Annotated in this window: 18 protein-coding genes; 11 read left to right on the plus strand and 7 right to left on the minus strand. The window is 52.7% G+C overall.

Features of this window, described 5'->3' with window-relative positions; all coding sequences use genetic code 11:
• Positions 1-45 precede the first annotated feature (45 nt).
• The 3 genes from J3P35_RS18000 to J3P35_RS18010 all read left to right on the plus strand — a co-directional run bounded on the left by J3P35_RS18000 (position 46) and on the right by J3P35_RS18010 (position 4,593).
• Positions 46-777 (plus strand): tetratricopeptide repeat protein, encoded by a 732-nt coding sequence (locus J3P35_RS18000; RefSeq protein WP_210466085.1) that lies wholly within the window; start codon positions 46-48, stop codon positions 775-777.
• 613 nt (positions 778-1,390) lie between these two features.
• Positions 1,391-2,137, plus strand: a complete 747-nt coding sequence (gene fabG / locus J3P35_RS18005) for a 3-oxoacyl-[acyl-carrier-protein] reductase (RefSeq protein WP_210466087.1) — start codon at positions 1,391-1,393, stop codon at positions 2,135-2,137.
• A gap of 368 nt (positions 2,138-2,505) precedes the next feature.
• Entirely contained in the window at positions 2,506-4,593 is a 2,088-nt protein-coding gene (locus tag J3P35_RS18010) for a VWA domain-containing protein (protein WP_210466089.1), read from the plus strand.
• 74 nt (positions 4,594-4,667) lie between these two features.
• Here J3P35_RS18010 and J3P35_RS18015 read toward each other — a convergent pair whose 3' ends face one another.
• The gene (locus tag J3P35_RS18015) at positions 4,668-4,886 is read right to left on the minus strand and encodes a hypothetical protein (protein ID WP_210466091.1); all 219 of its coding nucleotides are present in this window, start codon (positions 4,884-4,886) and stop codon (positions 4,668-4,670) included.
• Between the two features lie 319 nt (positions 4,887-5,205).
• Between J3P35_RS18015 and J3P35_RS18020 the strand changes: the two genes are divergently transcribed.
• The 6 genes from J3P35_RS18020 (at position 5,206) to J3P35_RS18045 (ending at position 11,496) form a co-directional block, all read left to right on the plus strand.
• Entirely contained in the window at positions 5,206-5,811 is a 606-nt protein-coding gene (locus tag J3P35_RS18020) for a pseudouridine synthase (RefSeq protein ID WP_210466093.1), read from the plus strand.
• 414 nt (positions 5,812-6,225) lie between these two features.
• On the plus strand, positions 6,226-8,166 hold the full coding sequence (dnaK, locus tag J3P35_RS18025) for a molecular chaperone DnaK (RefSeq protein ID WP_210466095.1): 1,941 nt from the start codon (positions 6,226-6,228) through the stop codon (positions 8,164-8,166).
• A 209-nt stretch (positions 8,167-8,375) separates the two neighbouring features.
• On the plus strand, positions 8,376-8,615 hold the full coding sequence (locus tag J3P35_RS18030; protein ID WP_210466097.1) for a hypothetical protein: 240 nt from the start codon (positions 8,376-8,378) through the stop codon (positions 8,613-8,615).
• Positions 8,616-8,837: 222 nt separating this feature from the next.
• Entirely contained in the window at positions 8,838-9,458 is a 621-nt protein-coding gene (locus J3P35_RS18035) for a 3'-5' exonuclease (protein WP_210466099.1), read from the plus strand.
• Between the two features lie 247 nt (positions 9,459-9,705).
• Complete coding sequence (locus J3P35_RS18040; protein WP_210466100.1) at positions 9,706-10,668, plus strand: helix-turn-helix transcriptional regulator; 963 nt, start codon at positions 9,706-9,708, stop codon at positions 10,666-10,668.
• Positions 10,669-10,734: 66 nt separating this feature from the next.
• Positions 10,735-11,496 (plus strand): hypothetical protein, encoded by a 762-nt coding sequence (locus J3P35_RS18045; RefSeq protein WP_210466101.1) that lies wholly within the window; start codon positions 10,735-10,737, stop codon positions 11,494-11,496.
• Positions 11,497-11,574: 78 nt separating this feature from the next.
• Here J3P35_RS18045 and J3P35_RS18050 read toward each other — a convergent pair whose 3' ends face one another.
• The 3 genes from J3P35_RS18050 to J3P35_RS18060 form a co-directional block, all read right to left on the minus strand.
• On the minus strand, positions 11,575-12,147 hold the full coding sequence (locus J3P35_RS18050) for a histidine phosphatase family protein (protein ID WP_210466102.1): 573 nt from the start codon (positions 12,145-12,147) through the stop codon (positions 11,575-11,577).
• Between the two features lie 83 nt (positions 12,148-12,230).
• Positions 12,231-12,632 (minus strand): c-type cytochrome, encoded by a 402-nt coding sequence (locus tag J3P35_RS18055; protein ID WP_210466103.1) that lies wholly within the window; start codon positions 12,630-12,632, stop codon positions 12,231-12,233.
• Positions 12,629-14,089, minus strand: coding sequence for a PQQ-dependent sugar dehydrogenase (locus J3P35_RS18060; protein WP_210466104.1), 1,461 nt, complete (start codon positions 14,087-14,089; stop codon positions 12,629-12,631). The genes J3P35_RS18055 and J3P35_RS18060 overlap by 4 nt, the downstream gene beginning before the upstream one ends.
• A 125-nt stretch (positions 14,090-14,214) precedes the next feature.
• Here J3P35_RS18060 and J3P35_RS18065 point away from each other — a divergent pair, with 125 nt between their 5' ends.
• Positions 14,215-14,562 carry a transmembrane 220 family protein gene (locus tag J3P35_RS18065; protein ID WP_210466105.1) on the plus strand — a complete coding sequence of 116 codons (348 nt, stop codon included), beginning with the start codon at positions 14,215-14,217 and terminating at the stop codon, positions 14,560-14,562.
• Between the two features lie 61 nt (positions 14,563-14,623).
• Here the strand turns inward: J3P35_RS18065 and J3P35_RS18070 are convergent, their stop codons facing one another.
• Genes J3P35_RS18070 through J3P35_RS18080 form a run of 3 tightly spaced genes read right to left on the minus strand, consistent with a single transcriptional unit; the run spans position 14,624 to position 16,812 of the window.
• On the minus strand, positions 14,624-15,157 hold the full coding sequence (locus J3P35_RS18070) for a GNAT family N-acetyltransferase (protein ID WP_210466108.1): 534 nt from the start codon (positions 15,155-15,157) through the stop codon (positions 14,624-14,626).
• Positions 15,158-15,160: 3 nt separating this feature from the next.
• The gene (gene purE, locus J3P35_RS18075) at positions 15,161-15,688 is read right to left on the minus strand and encodes a 5-(carboxyamino)imidazole ribonucleotide mutase (protein ID WP_210466110.1); all 528 of its coding nucleotides are present in this window, start codon (positions 15,686-15,688) and stop codon (positions 15,161-15,163) included.
• Entirely contained in the window at positions 15,685-16,812 is a 1,128-nt protein-coding gene (locus J3P35_RS18080) for a 5-(carboxyamino)imidazole ribonucleotide synthase (protein ID WP_210466112.1), read from the minus strand. The genes purE and J3P35_RS18080 overlap by 4 nt, the downstream gene beginning before the upstream one ends.
• Before the next feature lie 304 nt (positions 16,813-17,116).
• Between J3P35_RS18080 and J3P35_RS18085 the strand changes: the two genes are divergently transcribed.
• Positions 17,117-17,581 carry a hypothetical protein gene (locus tag J3P35_RS18085; RefSeq protein ID WP_210466114.1) on the plus strand — a complete coding sequence of 155 codons (465 nt, stop codon included), beginning with the start codon at positions 17,117-17,119 and terminating at the stop codon, positions 17,579-17,581.
• Positions 17,582-17,660: the final 79 nt, after the last annotated feature.

Genomic DNA, 17,660 nt, shown 5'->3' on the forward strand with positions numbered 1-17,660 from the left:
ACTATATTTAATAAAATCAGTATGTAGCAGGAGTAAGACAACACTATGCAACTGACACTTTCTGCCCGCCCTTTTACCCATATTTACCTGTTCTGCCTCTTGCTGGCGCTGGCCGCAAGCAGCTGCAAAACCGCCAAAACCCATTACCGCGAAGGGCTGGAGCGCGCCAGCAAAGACGATTACATTGGTGCCATACGGGAGTATGATGCGGCCATCGCCAAGAAACCCGATGACGGAAGCCTGTACCGCCTGCGCGGAGTGGCCAAATACGAGATGGATGATTTTGACGGCGCCCTCGCCGATTTCTCCCAGGCCATTCTCCTGGTGCCCACTGATGCCGAGTCTTTCAAATTCCGTGGCGATATCAGGCAGAACCGGGGCCAGTATAAACAAGCCATTGAAGACTATAACCAGGCTATCACACACCAGCCTAACTACGCCAAGGCCTATAACAACCGCGGCCTTAACCGGGCACGGCTTAAAGACATCAAAGGTGCGGTGCAGGATTTCAGCCAGGCCATTGCCCTGCAGGAAGACTATGCGGTGGCGTACCTCAACCGGGCCAACGTACGCATGCGCCAGAAGCAGTACAACCTGGCCCTGGAGGACTATGGCAAAGCTATTTCCCTGGACTCCAACATGGTGCAGGCCTTTTACAACCGAGGCGTCCTCTACCATACCCAGAAGAACCGGCGCGCCGCCTGCTCAGACTGGCAAAGAGCCTTTGAACTGGGCTCCCCCGATGCCGGCAATCTCCTCAACCGTTTCTGCAAGTAAGGTCATTGATTTAAAAAAATTGCCTTCATTGGGTATCACGCATTCCGGCCCATGCTCATTTCAAGGCAAGGACATTTTTATTCTTTGATTTCTCTCGTTCAAGTCTGTGACTTGGACCTAAAATGATCTGAAGTTTGCAACTTCAGTGAGGCGGCAGCCTCAAACCGGTTTTGCCGATCTGCAAACAATAAGCTTCACCTCAGAAGGGACCTTACCCTACCGAGGAGGCGAATCTTCACAATCGCCGTTTGCCATTTTCACCGTTGTTGGTGTTATCACCAATAACCTGTCTTACGGTGGCCGACGCAAGGGCAACCATAAGGGATGGCCCCTACAATTCGGAAATGCCATAATCAATACGATTGGTCATCCCCTACCCCCTTCAAAGGGGGACGGAATACGTGCAATCGACTTAAGCTTTCTGTTAGTAGAAGGCTTTGGGCAGCTTCTTTCCTTGCCTCCTTTTCAACCAATTTTCCTAAAAACAGGCCGTAAACGGAAGCTCGTGGTGAAAACCTTAGGGTGTTACTTTGGCTCCCGTCTGCAATTAGTATATTTGGCCCTGAGAACCGGGACCGTCTACTTTTTGGTGATGGCCCTTTAAAGAAGCACTATGAAATTACTGGAAGGAAAAATTGCCTTAGTAACCGGCGCCTCTAAAGGCATTGGCCGGGCCATCGCGAAGAAATATGCCGAAATGGGTGCCAATGTGGCTTTCACCTATCTCTCCAGCGTGGAGAAAGGTCAGGCTTTGGAGCAGGAATTAGCCGAGTATGGCATTCAGGCCAAAGGTTACCGCTCAGATGCCTCTGACTTTACTCAGGCCGAGCAATTGGTAGAATCTGTGGTGAAGGACTTCGGGAAACTGGATGTGCTGGTGAACAACGCCGGTATCACCAAAGACGGCCTGCTCATGCGCATGTCTGAAGATCAGTGGGATGCCGTTATCAATACCAACCTCAAATCAGTCTTCAACCTGACCAAAGCTGCCACCAAGCACATGATGCGCGCCAAGACCGGTTCCATCATCAACATGACCTCAGTGGTGGGCATCAAAGGCAATGCCGGACAAGCCAACTACGCCGCTTCTAAAGCGGGTATCATCGGGTTCACCAAATCAGTGGCTTTGGAACTGGGCTCCAGAAACATCCGCAGCAACGCCATCGCGCCGGGCTTCATTGAAACCGACATGACCGATGAACTGGATGCCAACGTGGTAGCCGAGTGGAGAAAAGCCATTCCGCTGAAACGCGGTGGTGCGCCTGAGGATGTGGCCAACGCGGCTGTGTTCCTGGCATCTGACCTGTCTGCCTACGTAACGGGCCAGACCCTGCAGGTAGACGGCGGCATGCTGACCTAGTTTGATCGCTGATTGTTAATTGTCAATTGCTGATATTCTTCAAAGCCGATGTTGGTGCAGACCTTCATCGGCTTTTTCATTGTGGGGGCACTTCCAAGTGATGGTCCATTTGGTTTCCTCCGCCAGACGGCAACTTAGTTCTATGGGAGAAGACAACCAGGACTGAGAAATCAGGTATAGGTGTAGCAACGGCAGGTTCTTCGTTATTACAGCCTAATAAGGTTTAGGGCCTGCTTTTAGAAAAACAGCCCCTAAACCAGGTTACAGGCAATAACTTAGACTTCTGGGCAGTTCAGAAGAAAAGATGTATGTCTTCTGTTGAACATGTTTTATCTTGCTCCTTGATCCTGTGACCTAACTCACCCTTTGTGCAATCACTCCAAATTCACACTGCTTATTCTCCTTGGTATGCATTGCTTTGCCTGGCGGCAGGGATAGGTGTTTCCTGGTTCATGTACCGCCGGGGCGGACCTTGGCCCACAGGCCTGCGTTTGCTGTTGGCATCGTTGCGGGCGTTGCTGGTGGCCCTGGTGTGTTTCCTGCTGCTGGAACCGTATACCCGCCGCATCAGGCAGGAGGAAGTGAAACCCAAAGTGGTGCTGGCCCTGGACAACTCCCAATCGGTGGGGCTGTTCACCTCCAAAACTGAGCTGAACCGCACCCTGCAGGACCTGGACGCGCTGGCCCAAAGGCTGCAGAAAAGCGGCCTGGAGGTGGTGAAACAATCTTTCCAGGATGGCGATAGTGCTGCGGCTTCTTTTGCCCAGACCCCGCTCCAGGCGCCGGTGACCAACCTGCACTCCTTGGTAGAGAAAGGCGACCGTGCATTCCGGAACCAGAACCTGGCCGCCACCGTGCTCATCTCAGATGGCATCCATAACCAGGGCCCCACCCCAACTTTCCAGCTTTACAACGCCCCCATTTACCCGCTGGCCTTAGGCGATACCGTAGCCAAGCGCGATGTGGTGCTGGAGGAAGTACAATACAACAAAATCAACTACACGGGTACCTCTTTCCCGGTGGTGGCGCGCGTGCGGCACAACGGCTTTAACGGCACCACCGCCACGGTACTGCTGCAGGAAAACGGGAAAACCGTACAGCGGAAAACCGTCACTCTGCCTCGCGGCGGCACGGTACAGACTTCTTTTCAGGTAACCGCTGCCCAGCCGGGCAAGAAACACTTCCAGGTGCTGGTACAACCGCTCACCGGCGAGTTCACCAACCTTAACAACAGCCGGCACGCGTACCTGGAGGTGATCAAAGGCAAACTGAAAGTGCTGGTAGCCGCCGCCGCCCCTCACCCCGATATCAAAGCCCTGAGAAGCGCGTTGCGCACAAATCAATTATTAGACGTGGAGGTAGTGCTGGGGCCTTTCCAGAACCCATCGTTCAAGACTCCTTATGACGCGGCCATCCTCCACCAGATCCCCAATGCCACCGGGGTGGGCACAGACTGGCTCCGCCGATTAAGGACCGCCCGCGTTCCCACATTCTACATCCTGGGGGCCCAGACCGATTTCAACGCATTTAACTCCCTGCAAGCCGGCGTGCAGCTCAACCGCCCATCGCCCCAGTTTGACGAGGTGCAGCCTCTGCTCAATACCGCCTTCCAGCGCTTCTCCGCCGAGCCCACTGCCCAGACCCGCATCAAGGCCTGGCCGCCCACGCCCGTCACCTTCGGAGAATGGCGGATTGCGCCAGCCGCCGAGGTCATTCTGCAGCAGCAGGTGGGCGCCGTACGCACCACCAAACCGCTCCTGGTCTACAAACCCGCGGCCCCTACTCCCTCGGCAGTACTCCTCACCGATGGAAGTTGGCAATGGCGCCTCACCGAGTCCGTGGACCACGGCTCTTCCCAGATCTACGATGAACTTATGACCCACCTGGTGCAACTGCTGGCCAACCGCCGCAACCAGAAGCGCCTGCATGTGTACCCGGTCAAAGATGAGTTTGAGGCTTCTGAAGGTGTGGCCCTCCAGGCCGATATTTTCAATGCCGTGCAGGAGGAAATCTTCGGGCAAGACATTTCGCTTACGCTCACGCATGAGGGCGGCAAACAAACGCGGCACCGTTTCCGGCACGAGCAGGGCGGCGAAGGTCTGCGCCTGGGCAACCTGCCCGTAGGCGTGTACCGTTACACCGCCTCAGCGAGGGTAGAAAACCAGAACTACACAGACGCCGGCGAGTTTGTGGTGCAGGAACAGAACCTGGAATCGCTCATGGCCGTGGCCGACCACAGTTTGCTGAGCCAGATCGCTGAGCGCTCAGAGACCCGCCTGTACTATCCGACCCAACTTGCGCAACTGGAGCAGGACCTGACCAAGGCCAAGTTCAAAACCATCCTGCGCAGCCACGAGGAGGAGAAAGACCTGCTGGAGCAACCCTGGTTCTACTTCCTGCTGCTGGGTCTGGCGTGTGCTGAGTGGGCGCTGCGGCGTTTCTACGGCAGTTTGTAGAAAATGCCCCAAAACAGGTTTTCACCACAAACAAAAAGGCTGCTTTGAAAAGCAGCCTTTTTGTTTGTGGTGTTTTATTGCCCGGTCGTTGTCCCGGCAGAATCAGTGGCCGGCGGAATGGTGTCTGCGCGGTTATCGGCGGCGCCGGTCTCGTAGTCCTGAGCCCGTACGCTGGGGTCCCGGTCTTCGGTGGCAGTGGGCTCTACGTCTCCCTCTTTGGGTTTTGTGGTGGAATTACAGCTCGCCAAGTAGAACATGGGGATGGCGGCGCAAAGGATCAGGCACTTTTTCATAGTTTCAGGTTTTGGTACAGTACATTTTATCAGGCCTTGCTACGGGTGAACCCCACCAAGCCAACGGGATCTTTCTCATTCCCAAATCCCTATACGGATTCTTTCAAGGTAAGTAACAAAGCCGATTTTGACCTGTTTTCCAAAAATTAGGTCGAAAACGATTGCAGCCATTATTTTCCGTTGATTTGATCACGCGCATTTTAATAAGCCTCCCTCTCTCCTTTTCACCAGGCAGTGACAGATTAAGCCTGAATTCAGAAAAACACGCCCTAAACAGAATCAAAGCCGTACTTTTGTCTGTCATACAACCGCTACCACCTTGCAGTACCTCCTCCTCAACAAGCCTTTTGAAGTTCTCACCCAGTTCACCGATGAGAATAACCGTGCTACCCTCAAAGACTATGTGGCGGTGCACAACGTGTACCCCGTGGGCCGGCTGGACTATGTCAGCGAGGGCCTGGTACTGCTCACTGATGACAAGCAACTGCAGCACCGTCTCTCTGACCCCAAATTTAAGGTAGAGAAAACCTACTGGGTACAGGTGGAAGGCGTGCCTACAGACGAAGCGCTGGACCAATTAGAACGAGGCGTCCTCATTCAGGGCAAGAAAACCACGCCCGCCAAAGCCAGATTGCTGGAAGATGTCACCTTCTGGGAACGCTCCAAGCCCATCCGATTCCGGGCCAACATTCCTACCACCTGGGTAGAGATCAAAATCAGCCAGGGCATGAACCGGCAGGTACGTAAAATGACGGCCGCCGTGGGTTACCCAACGCTCCGTTTGGTGCGGGTGGCCATTGGGCCATTGCAATTGGGTTCTTTGCAGCCGGGTGAGTACCGGGAACTGATTTTTGAAGAAGTAAAGCTTCTGAAAGGCTTGGCCAAGCCGGTGAACACTTTTGTGAGGCCGTATAAGCGCAAGTAGACCCTTACTTCAGTATTATTTCCCAAAATCGGACTTAAAACAAAATTGTAGCGTCGTTACATCGTAACGACGTGGCGCCACGAAGCTACACTGCTTCCATCATCCAAAATGGTGCTTTCAACATTAATCATTTTTCGCTCCGAAGCACGGAAAAGCGGTAATAGAACCTTTCCGTTTCATAGAACCACGGTGTTACAGTTTAACGCCGCTACATTGGAGCTCATTTCTGAAAAACTAGCCAAAAGCGCCGCTTGGCCTGCCACCTTCTGCCGAAACTTCGTATAGCCTTTTTACTGTCTTTTGCCAGAAATGACATTGTGTCACAAAACGGCAGAAATCCGGCCTTGGCACATCTCTTGTTAATGAGAGAACATCAAGTTTAAACTAGGAACTACTAAAATAAAACTATAGACAATGGGAAAAATCATAGGCATTGACTTAGGAACTACCAACTCTTGCGTTGCGGTAATGGAGGGTAACGAACCAGTGGTGATTCCGAACAGCGAAGGCCGCCGGACTACACCGTCCATCGTGGCATTCCTGGACAACGGGAACGGTGAGCGTAAAGTAGGTGATCCTGCTAAACGTCAAGCTATCACTAACCCACAAAATACCATCGCGTCCATCAAGCGTTTCATGGGTCGCGGTTTCTCAGAAGTAAAAGATGAAACCAGCCACGTTTCTTACAACGTGCAGTCTGGCAGCAATAACACCGTACGCGTACAGATTGGCGACCGTCAGTTCACGCCGCAGGAGATTTCTGCCATGGTTTTGCAAAAAATGAAGCAAACTGCTGAAGATTACCTGGGTACTACAGTAACCGAGGCCGTAATTACAGTTCCTGCTTACTTCAACGACGCACAACGTCAGGCTACGAAAGAAGCCGGACAGATTGCCGGTTTGGATGTAAAACGTATCATCAACGAGCCTACTGCCGCTGCCCTGGCGTACGGCCTGGATAAAAAACACGCCGATCAGAAAATTGCGGTATACGACTTAGGTGGCGGTACCTTCGATATCTCTGTTCTGGAGTTGGGTGATGGTGTGTTTGAAGTATTGTCTACCAACGGTGATACCCACCTGGGTGGTGACGACTTCGACCAAGTGATTATTGCCTGGTTAGCCGATGAGTTCAAAGCCGAAGAAGGCATGGACCTGCGCAATGACCCAATGGCATTACAGCGTTTGAAAGAAGCGGCTGAGAAAGCTAAGATTGAGCTTTCCTCTTCTTCAGAGACTGAGATCAACCTGCCATACATCACGGCTACGCAGACTGGTCCTAAGCACTTAGTGCGCAGACTGTCTCGTGCCAAGTTTGAGCAGTTAGCCGATGACCTGGTACGTCGTTCTATGGAGCCGGTGCGCAAGGCGTTACAAGACGCTGGCTTGCAGCCAAGTGACATTGACGAAGTGATCCTGGTGGGTGGTTCTACCCGTATTCCAAGAATCCAGGAAGAAGTAGAGAAATTCTTCGGCAAGAAACCATCTAAGGGTGTGAACCCAGATGAGGTAGTAGCCATCGGGGCCGCTATCCAGGGTGGTGTATTGACTGGGGAGGTGAAAGACGTGTTGTTGCTTGACGTAACTCCGCTTTCATTGGGTATTGAGACCATGGGCGGGGTGATGACCAAATTGATTGAGTCTAACACCACCATCCCAACCAAGAAGTCTGAGACCTTCTCAACCGCTTCTGACAACCAGCCAAGCGTGGAGATCCACGTGTTGCAGGGTGAGCGCCCAATGGCCCGCGACAACCGCACCATCGGTCGTTTCCACTTGTCAGACATTCCACCAGCACCACGTGGCGTTCCGCAGATCGAAGTAACGTTTGATATTGACGCCAACGGTATCCTGCACGTGTCTGCCAAAGACAAAGGCACCGGTAAAGAGCAGAAAATCAGAATTGAGGCTTCTTCCGGTTTGTCTGAGCAGGAGATCGAGCGCATGCGCAAAGAGGCTGAGGCCAACGCCGAGTCTGACCGCATTGCCAAAGAGCAAGTAGAGAAAGTGAACCAGGCTGACTCTATGATCTTCCAGACCGAGAAGCAGTTGAAAGAGTACGGCGACAAACTGTCTGCCGGCAACAGATCTGCCATTGAGGCTGCCCTTGGTGACCTGAAGAAAGCGCACGAGTCTAAAGACATCGCCGCGATTGACAGCGCCATGGAGAGCATCAACAATGCCTGGCAAGCGGCCTCTCAGGAGATGTACGCTGCCACTGGCGGAGCCGGACAGCCAGGTGCTGATGGTGGTTTTGGAGGTGCACAACAGCCAGGTTCTGATGGACAAGGCGGTGCCACTCAGTCTGCCAGCAGTGACAATGTAACCGATGTGGACTACGAAGAAGTTAAGTAATTTAAAATAGGTTTAGTTGAGAAAGCCTTATCGCCTTGCGGTAGGGCTTTTTTGTTTTACCCCTAGACCAGCGAATAAAAAACCTTGTTTATTCCATGTTCTACGTCATTTTAAGCGTGTTTTACTTAATACAGCACAAAACCGAACAAATACTGATAACCAACAACTTAACACACCCGTAATATTTGGTTAATATCTATTTTACTAACATGCATTACGCCATTTACTCCCGAAACGGTACCCCCGCCTTTTTAGAAGAGGAAACATTGGTACTAGCAAAGAACACCCTGAAGGTGCTGCCTGAAGTTAGCCCGGTCGCGTTATTGGATGAAGAAGGATGTTTATACCCTATCAGACAGGAAGGGAATAAACCGTTAGAAGAGGCCTTGTTTGCTGCGGACTATCTTGATCTGGATTTCAAGAAGGTTTTGAATCCAATCGGACTGTAATTGAAGTCCAACACCAGCACAAAGGCCACTCTTGAAAGGGTGGCTTTTTTTATTTCACGGCAGGCCATTCCCTTTCATCACCTCCACAAAGCATTTTTCTCTTCTCACTTCAACCCCGCTACTGACTGAGGCCTGGTATGGTTTAAGTTCTTTCAAACAGGATCGGGTCATTGCCCGAAATTGGTTGTAACTTGCCATGGAAACGCTAAGTGCAGGAAGAGAATGAATTTCATCACCCTTGATTTTGAGACGGCCACGGCAGAACGCGACAGCCCGTGTGAGATTGGATTGACGTTTGTACGGAACGGACAAATAGAGAAGACGGAGGCCTGGCTCATCAAACCGAAATCTTACCCCTACTTCAACGGCTGGAACATCGCCATTCATGGCATTAAACCGCAGGATGTGAAGAACAGCCCCACCTTTGACCAAGTATGGCAGGAACTGCACCCGATGCTACAGAACCAGTTGGTCATTGCCCATAACGCCAGCTTTGACATGAGCGTGCTACGCGCTACGCTGAACACCTATGGCCTGCCCTTCCCGGAGTTGAACTACGCCTGCAGCGTGCAGTTCTCCAAACAGGTGTGGCAAGGTCTGCCGCAGTATGATTTGAAATCGCTCTGCAACCGCCATGGCATCCAGTTCAAGCACCACCGCGCCGCCGCCGACTCCTACGCCTGCGCTGAACTCACCTTGCGCGCCCTTACCCATACCAACTGCAGCCACTTTGACGATATTCCCGAGAAACTCAAAATCAATTTCGGGCGCTTGTTTGAAGGAGGCTACACGGCGTCATCGGTGAAGAAGGCCCCGAAGCCTAAAAGAGCGTTTCCTTATTAAGCCGAAAACTGCTCCGCTTTAGGCCTGATATCTGAAAAACGGGGCAGAAATGGTTTTGCTTTTGTTCAGGTTTGAAAGCTTGGTCTGCGGTTAAATATCGACCAGAAACCAACTGCAGACGGAAGCCATTGGGTATTCTAATAGTGGTTAATTACCTGCAAAACCTCTAGGCACCTGCCCCAATAATCACGTTTTTCTGCTTCCTTTTGTGCGTTTTTTAGCTTAATTTCAAGGAAACGGCCCGACAATGTTCCTGAAAGAGTTTCCTGACTACCGGCAGTTGAAGGAGAGAGCCGAGACGGCTTTTCAGGAAGAGAACGGGCCTTCGGCAGCAGAGCCAAAGAAAGAGAGATTTGAGTGGCCGTTGGTTATTCTCAATACTCAGACCCGAGGCTGTCACCGTCCCAATATCAAAGGGCCGTTCTCGCTTTTCACCAACCTTAAGGGCACCTCTTACGTGAGCGCGGGCAGCAAAAAAGTGGCGGTCCCCGATGATTGCTTTTTCCTGACGAACCGGGCCCAGCACTACACCCTGGACATTGACAGCCAGAACCAACCGGTAGAGACCTTTAACCTGCACCTGGGCCAGAACCTGTGGGAAGATTACCTCAAAGCCACGGTACACCAGCCACAGTACCTGCTGGACAATCCTTTCTCGCCGGCGCTGGGTACGGGTCTCTCAGACTTCCCCAACTTGCTGCAGCGGAAAACACCCGCCTTGAACCAAGCCCTGCAGAGACTACACCTACTGGGTGCCGCTCCCGAGGTACCAGATTTACAGTTGGAAGAGAACTTTGTGCCATTGCTGCAGGCTTTGGTACAGCATAAAAAAGAACTGCACCGGCAACTTCGGAGCCTATCTGCCGTCAAAGCAGGTGCCCGGGCCGAGCTGTTCAAGCGCGTTTCCCTAGCCACTGATTACCTGTTGGCTGACCCGTATCAGAATCCAACTTTGGGAGAATTGGCCCAGGTGGCCTGCTTGTCTAAATTCCATTTCCTGAGGGCCTTCAGCCAGGTGCATGGCAGCACTCCGCACCAGTTCCTGCTGAAGCACCGCATCCAGCGCAGTTTGCCCCTGCTGCAGAAAACCAGAATGACTATTGGCGAAGTGGCGCTGCAATGCGGCTACCCCGAGATTTCCATGTTCAGCCGCACTTTCAGGAAGGTGATGGGCTGCTCACCGGCTTTGTTCCGGCAAGAGAGAAATTAGCAATTTCTGTCAAACAGATTAGGCGCTGAAGGCTGCATCTTTACACCATAACAACATGGTTTGGTTATGAAAACAGATTCTCTATTTCTCGCCCAGACTGGGTTTGCCGTTCTCAGTCTTCTGTGCCTGGCCTTGGTTATGGCCGGCACCCGCCACACGTTCCTCCGCATGGGCTACTCATCGGCTCAGGCCACCAGAAAAACCTGGATCATTGGCAGTCTGCTCCTAACCTGGTTGGTGCTGGCCAGCCTTCTGGCCTTGAGCGGCTTTACCTCTAACCTCGCCATCGCGCCCCTGAACATGGTTCCGGCCTTGCTCCCACCTTTGGTAACTATACTGGTGATCTGTTTCCATCTTAAAACCCAGAACTTCCTGCGGAATTTACCATCGGCAGGGTTGCTTTACCTGCAGGCCTTCAGAATACCGGTGGAGATCTTCCTGTGGTGGTTGTTCCTGGCCAATGCAATTCCGGAGCGATTGACGTTTGAAGGTCGTAACTGGGATATCCTGTCTGGCATCCTCGGGCCAATTTTCGCGGTAGTCTGCTATGCAGGACATCGGCGTCACCACAGACTGGCACTTCTCTATCATCTGATTAGTTTGGGGCTGCTCCTCATTATTGTGACCAATGCCTTGCTCACACTACCCAGTCCTATTCAGGCCTTTTTTGAAGAACCCGGGGCCACTATCCTTACCACCTTCCCCATGATATTGCTTCCTTCTTTCCTGGTGCCGCTGGCCTATACCCTCCATTTCTTCTCACTCCGGCAAGCGGCGCTGGAGAGAAAAGAAAGCTCCTCTCACAGGTCAAAAGCCGTAATTGCTTAATCCACGAGCTTTGTTTCCATAAGGTTTCTTGTCTTGATTTAGCGCCCATTTACCCACAACGGGCGCTAAACGGCTTGCTTATTTTTCCAACTGCGTCACGCCTACGTAGCCTCGGCCACCGTCCAGCAGAACTTTCCAGCCGCGTTTTTTCAGGGCTCTTTTGATGAATTCATTCAGGAAACCGTGCGCCACCAGCACAGCCAGGCCATGGACCTCTGCTTCCCGTACCAGATGATCCGCGGCTTGGGTAGCCCGTATTTTGGCCTTTTTGAAGCTCTCAATATCTTTCTGGTTCAAACCCAAGAGCCACAGAATACGGGAGGTTACCTGCCACCACTTCAGCGGAAACTTACCTAAGGGCAGCCCCCATATCCGGTTCTCAAATTCCCTAAACCTTGCGTCTTCTATGAGTTCCACCTCGGGCCCAAACAACATGCACGCAGTGGCTTTGGCGCGGGGCAAGGTACTGCAGAATACCCGTTTGATGCGGTCCATGGGCAGATGCTCGCTCCTTTCTATGACCTTCTCCACCTCCGCCAAGTTGTAGTCACTGATATACTGCTGAGCCTGCGCCTTACTGAAAAAGCCTTTCCGGCTGATGATAGGCCTGGCGTGCCGGATGAGGTAAATGTGCGCGGGTTGTGGGTTCATTTTTTCTTCTTACCAGAAAGCAGGTCAGGGTGTAGGCCTCCGTTTTGCCCTCCGTTTTAAATTCGGCCTTAGAACGGAAGAAATCACTGGGCCGCCACGGCTTCGGTTCTTTTATGCCTTCTCAAGGCTTTGAGATACACCACCAGTTCATCCATCTGCTCGCGGGAGATTTCGTGCTTTTTGAAGGATGGCATCCGCCCGATGCCCAGGAAAAAGGCTTTGCTGCGTACCCTGAAACGCAGGGCAACTCCCGGCAGCGGGATGTTGTTGATAGACGGGCCCAAACCGGCTTCGCCAAGCGGATGGCACCGCTGGCAGTTCTGCATGAAGACCACGCGGCCGTTCTCCAGTTGCTGGGTCTGCAGGGCCAAAGGTCCCATGATAGGCTCACTGCGCCGGGCCGTGCCACAACTGCTGAGCACCAGAATGGGAATTACCGCCAGCAGCAGCCAGGTTTGTTTGTAGGTGTTATATAGCTTTTTCATCTGGCTCCGGTTTTAGTGATTCTCCAAACTACCCCGGTTTTCTGCTTGGGGGCTGGCCCTTGCTCGGTCATCGGCATGATCCCGAAATCCACCACGTAGAGGGCGTTTCCGGTTGGGTTAAACTTCACGGCGATGGGTCTCTCCAGCCCGCCGTTCTGCAGGATAGAGGCGGGTCCGTTGATCTTGGTTTTGTTTGTGGCGAAATCCTCCACCACGCCGTTGGCAGGGTTTACGCGCACCACCTTGAAACCCACCGGACCGTAGGTGTGACCTACTTCCGGGGTCATATCGCCAAACTGGGCAATAAACGCCTCCCCCACATAACCAAAACCGGCGTTGCGGGAGAAATCCAGGCCATTAGAGGAGGAATGCACCCCCAGGATGGCAGCCGGTTTAGGCGGCGTGCCCGGGTGCTTGGCCAAGAGGAATTTAGGGTCGTCGTGCGGGGTCTTGTAGTCATCTGAGGCCATGGGCTGCCCGTTCGCGAAATCTGGCCAGCCATACCATTTGCCCGGCTGCACAGCCCAGAGCACATCGCCGGCGCCGTAGCCGGGCCGGCTGCCGCGGGTATCGTAGCCATTATCCGTGACGTAGAGCTGACCGTTCTGTGAAAAGGCTAATCCGTATGGGTTTCTTAAGCCCCAAGCCACCAACTCTAAAGGCCCACCCTGCAGAGACACCCTAAAAATGGCCCCGGAACACGGAATGGCCCCTTTGATGGTTTGGTTAGGCGTACTGGGAGTCCCGAAGGGTAGGTAAGCGCCAGTAGTGACTTCGTCCTTGTCATCTTCGGTTAAGGGATTGTAGGTGGTGAAGTTCTGGCCCGTCAGCACAATGTCCTGGCAAGGGATGTCATGGAAGGTGGGGTTGCGCTTGAGCCAGCCGTAGTGGTAATTATCAGTGCCCACAATGGCGGAGTTGGTAGCCGTTCCCTGCCCAAAGTACAGGTATCCGTCTTGGCCAACGACGGGGGCATCGGTGTGGTGGTCGCCCATGCTGGGCAGGTTCTCTACCAGGCGGGTAATCTGCCCGGCTTTTGAAATCTTAAGGATACGTCCGCCCTCCAGTTCCCCGCCTTCCGAGACGTAGAAAAAGCCATCGTGGTAAGCAGCGCCGGTCCAGGGGCCGTTTTTATCGCCGGCCGCAACCTGGGTGGTCGTTCCATCGGGATTTAGGCGAAGGAGTTTTGGCGGCAGCCACACCTCGCCGTAGGCGTAACCGGCCTCCGTGATGTAAGGGGTGCCCTGCTCGTCAAAGGTGATGCCGGTGGGGTAATTCAAACCCGAGGTGACCGGTTCAATGGTGTAGCCAGCCGGCAAAGCCACATCCGCGGGTTGCAGGGCGCGGGTCTGCGGCTCAAAGCTCTTGGGACCACCGTAATGACCCTTGATCTTGTAGCATCCGGATAACAGCAGGGGCGCAAAAGAAACTATAATAAAGCGGATAAGTATTTTCATAGGCACGCAATAGAAAAAGAGTTCTACTTATGATACTTTTAAGTAAGTGAAACAGTTGCTATTGCACCTTGTTTAGAAAATTTTACATTAGTGAAGAATATAGAAAAAGCTATTCTTAAACTCCTATGAAATTCCGGGTATTGCTTCTGCTTGTATTTATGCTGATGTTCGTTCTGTTTGCCTTTGTGCAATTGAACGACCCTGATCCTGCTGTTTGGGTACCAGTTTATCTGTCGGCAGCGGTACTTTGCTTTCTGGCTTATAAGCGCAAGCTGTTCAGGTGGGTGTATGCACTGGCTTTTCTGGGGTATGCCATTGCCGCCTTCTTGCTTTGGCCGCCCGTGTACCAGGGCATCTTTTTTGACATGAGCCGCTCTCCCGCCATTGAGGAAGCCAGGGAATCATTGGGACTCACGATCTGCGCCTTGGTGATGATCTATTGCTTTATCCTGGAGTGGAGATACCGGGCCTAAAAACCTCTTACCATTTAATAGCCGGAGAAGCGATTCAGGCCTCCTTTTCAGAAACTGGCCCTTAAACGGCTTGTTGGTAGACGTAACGGTACAACTGTATCTTCACCTTTTCAATCTCCTCTAAGGCTAAAACAGTGGGGTATGACATGAGCAATAACGGCACCCATGGCATTCCGGCAACATAGGGCGGTTGCCGGTATTCAAAATCATTCAAATGGAAGCCCAGCCGCTCATAAAACCTGATGCGGCGCTGAGCGATTTCTGAGTGCGGAGGCTCTACTTCCAGAACCATGGGCTGCAGAATGATATCCAGTAATCCCGTTAAGGCCTGGGCGCCTGTCCCTTTGCCGCGAAGCGAGGGCAGCACGGCAAAATGCTCCAGAAAAGTGAACTCCGGCAGCTGCCAAACCCCAAAGAATCCGGCGAACTTTTCCTGGTCTAAGATGGAAAGGAACTGATAGGCTGGGTTTGAGAGTAGTTCTGTCTGCTGCGCCAAGGTGCGGCGCTCTTCCAGTGGGAAGGCCTCTTCATACAACTGCCACGCCTGGGAGAACCCGGGCGTGGCAGTTGTTTTTATTGATATTAGCGTGAGCAAGGGCTAGTCCATTTCTATATCGCCGCGGCGCAGCTGCTCCACAGAGCGCATCACCTTGTCATGCTGCACAGCCCGGTGTTTCTCCAGGGCATCGGCCACTACGGCGTTGGTACTGCCCAAAATCTGGGCGGCCAGCAATCCGGCGTTAGTAGCACCGTTCAGGGCCACGGTAGCCACGGGCACCCCGGAAGGCATCTGCAGGATAGAAAGGATAGAATCCCAGCCGTCAATGGAGTTGCTGGACTTCACCGGTACGCCAATCACGGGCAAAGTGGTGAGGGCCGCTACCATGCCCGGCAAATGGGCGGCACCGCCGGCCCCGGCGATAATGGTTTTGAGGCCTCTTTTGCGGGCCCCCTCAGCGTACTCCAGCATGCGGTGCGGGGTGCGGTGCGCCGATACGATGGTCACTTCAAAGGGAATGTTCAGTTGTTCCAGGATATCGGCGGCGCCAGACATCACCTTCAGGTCTGACTGGCTGCCCATGATAATACCTACCAGTGGCGTGTTTTTATCAGGAGATTGGCTCATGCAATAATTTTTAGTCGGTTTTTAAGGGTATCTGCTTTCTGTTTTACTTCTGCAATGGTAGGGGCCAGTACCGTTAAATGGCCCATTTTACGGTAAGGCCGGGTAAACTTCTTCCCGTACAGGTGAATGTGCACGCCAGGCTCCTGCAATGTATCTTCCAGGCCTCGGTAAACGGCCTCGCCGGAATAGCCGGCCTCACCCAGCAGGTTCACCAGCACCGCCGGGCAGTGCGGCTCAGTGTCGCCCAGTGGCAAGCCCAAAATCGCACGCAGGTGCTGCTCAAACTGCGAGGTGGCGTTGGCTTTCATGGTGTGGTGACCACTGTTATGCGGACGCGGGGCTACCTCGTTCACCAGGATTTGCCCATCGCGGGTTACAAACATCTCCACGGCCAAAAGTCCCACAATGTCCAGCGCGGTAGTAACGTGGGTGGCAATCTCAATAGCCATGCGCTGCAGTTTATAGGCAATCTGGGCCGGCGCCAACAGGTAATCAACCAGGTTGTGCTCTGGGTGCATGACTTGTTCCACCACCGGGAAGGCTTTCACCTCGCCCTGCACATTGCGCGCGCAGATCACCGATATCTCGGTTTCAAACTCCACCAGTTTCTCCAGCACAGTGGGGGCCTGAAAAGCCTTGGCCAGATCATTCTCAGAGGAAAGTCGCGTAACGCCGTTACCGTCATAGCCGCCCCGCCGCAGTTTCTGGAAAGCAGGCAGAAAGTCAAGGTTCGTCTCCAGCTCAGCGGCATCCTGCAATAACCTGAAATCTGAGGTAGGAATGCTGTTCTGTTTGAAAAACTCTTTCTGCAGGCCTTTGTCCTGAATGGTCTTAAGCGAGGCAGGCTTAGGATACACCTGCACGCCTTCTTTCTCCAGGGCAAAAAGGGCATCTACGTTCACGTGCTCAATTTCTATGGTCACGTGCGTACAGCGTTTCCCGAAGGCATACACCGTATCGTAGTCTTTGAAATCACCGTGCACAAACTCCTCGCAAAGATGGCGGCAGGGCGCGTATTCGTCTGGGTCCAGCACCAGGGTGTAGAGGTTGAAATCCAAACCGGCCTGCAGCAGCATGCGACCCAGTTGACCGCCGCCCAGAATACCTAATCTAACATTGTTCATTTTAAAACCGGAAAGTCACAAGTATAAGGAATATGAGTTTCCGGCTGAAGGCCATACCCTCAGCCGAAACCCAAATCTCAGGCTTATGCGGGTAAGCTACAAGTTTTAGGGCAGCCAGCGGCATTTTTTCTTGCACAGATTCTTTATTTAATCTCAAAAGTCTGCTCAGCATAAAAATTTCTGGAAAAAAGGATATCTTTGAAGGAAAGTAGAAGATAACGTTTCCAATTTATCATTATATAATACTCATAATCAGCAAACTCCATATTTGCTTAGATTAAAATAGAATTATCTAAACCTATCTATGAATACTTCCTATAGGCTCTTACTCTTGGAAGATGACCAGACCCTGGCAGCCGCACTTGTACAAGCTTTGAATAAGCAAAATCTATACGCCCAACGGGTTGAGGTGCAGACGCTAAGCTATGATGTGTTTGAAAGCCAGTTTGGCGTAGGCCGCAACTCCACCCGTGAAATCATTGTGTTAGGCGGCAAAGCAGCCTTAGGCTATGAGCCGGACACCCGCTTGCTGAAGTCTCTTACGGCACACCTGGACCGTACGCATCTGTTTGTCCTTACCTCGTCCATTGACGGCAAAAAAATCCTGGACTGCTGGCAACCGGGCGTCATTGGCGTGCTGCAGCGCGATGGACAGGCCCACTACCCGCTGGTGAAATCCATTCTGCGTTTGCAACTGGCGCAGCAGAAGCGCATGTCTACCCCAGCCAAGTCCAAGCAAACCGGTATCTGGCAGCGGCTTTTCGCCTAAATCCTGATTTTCCCCTTTATCGGTGCAGCCCTCCCACCTACCGGAGGGCTGTACTAGGTAATATCCTGATTTTGCGTAT

The sequence above is a fragment of the Rufibacter roseolus genome (genome assembly GCF_017916365.1).
Classification (GTDB): Bacteria; Bacteroidota; Bacteroidia; order Cytophagales; family Hymenobacteraceae; genus Nibribacter; species Nibribacter roseolus.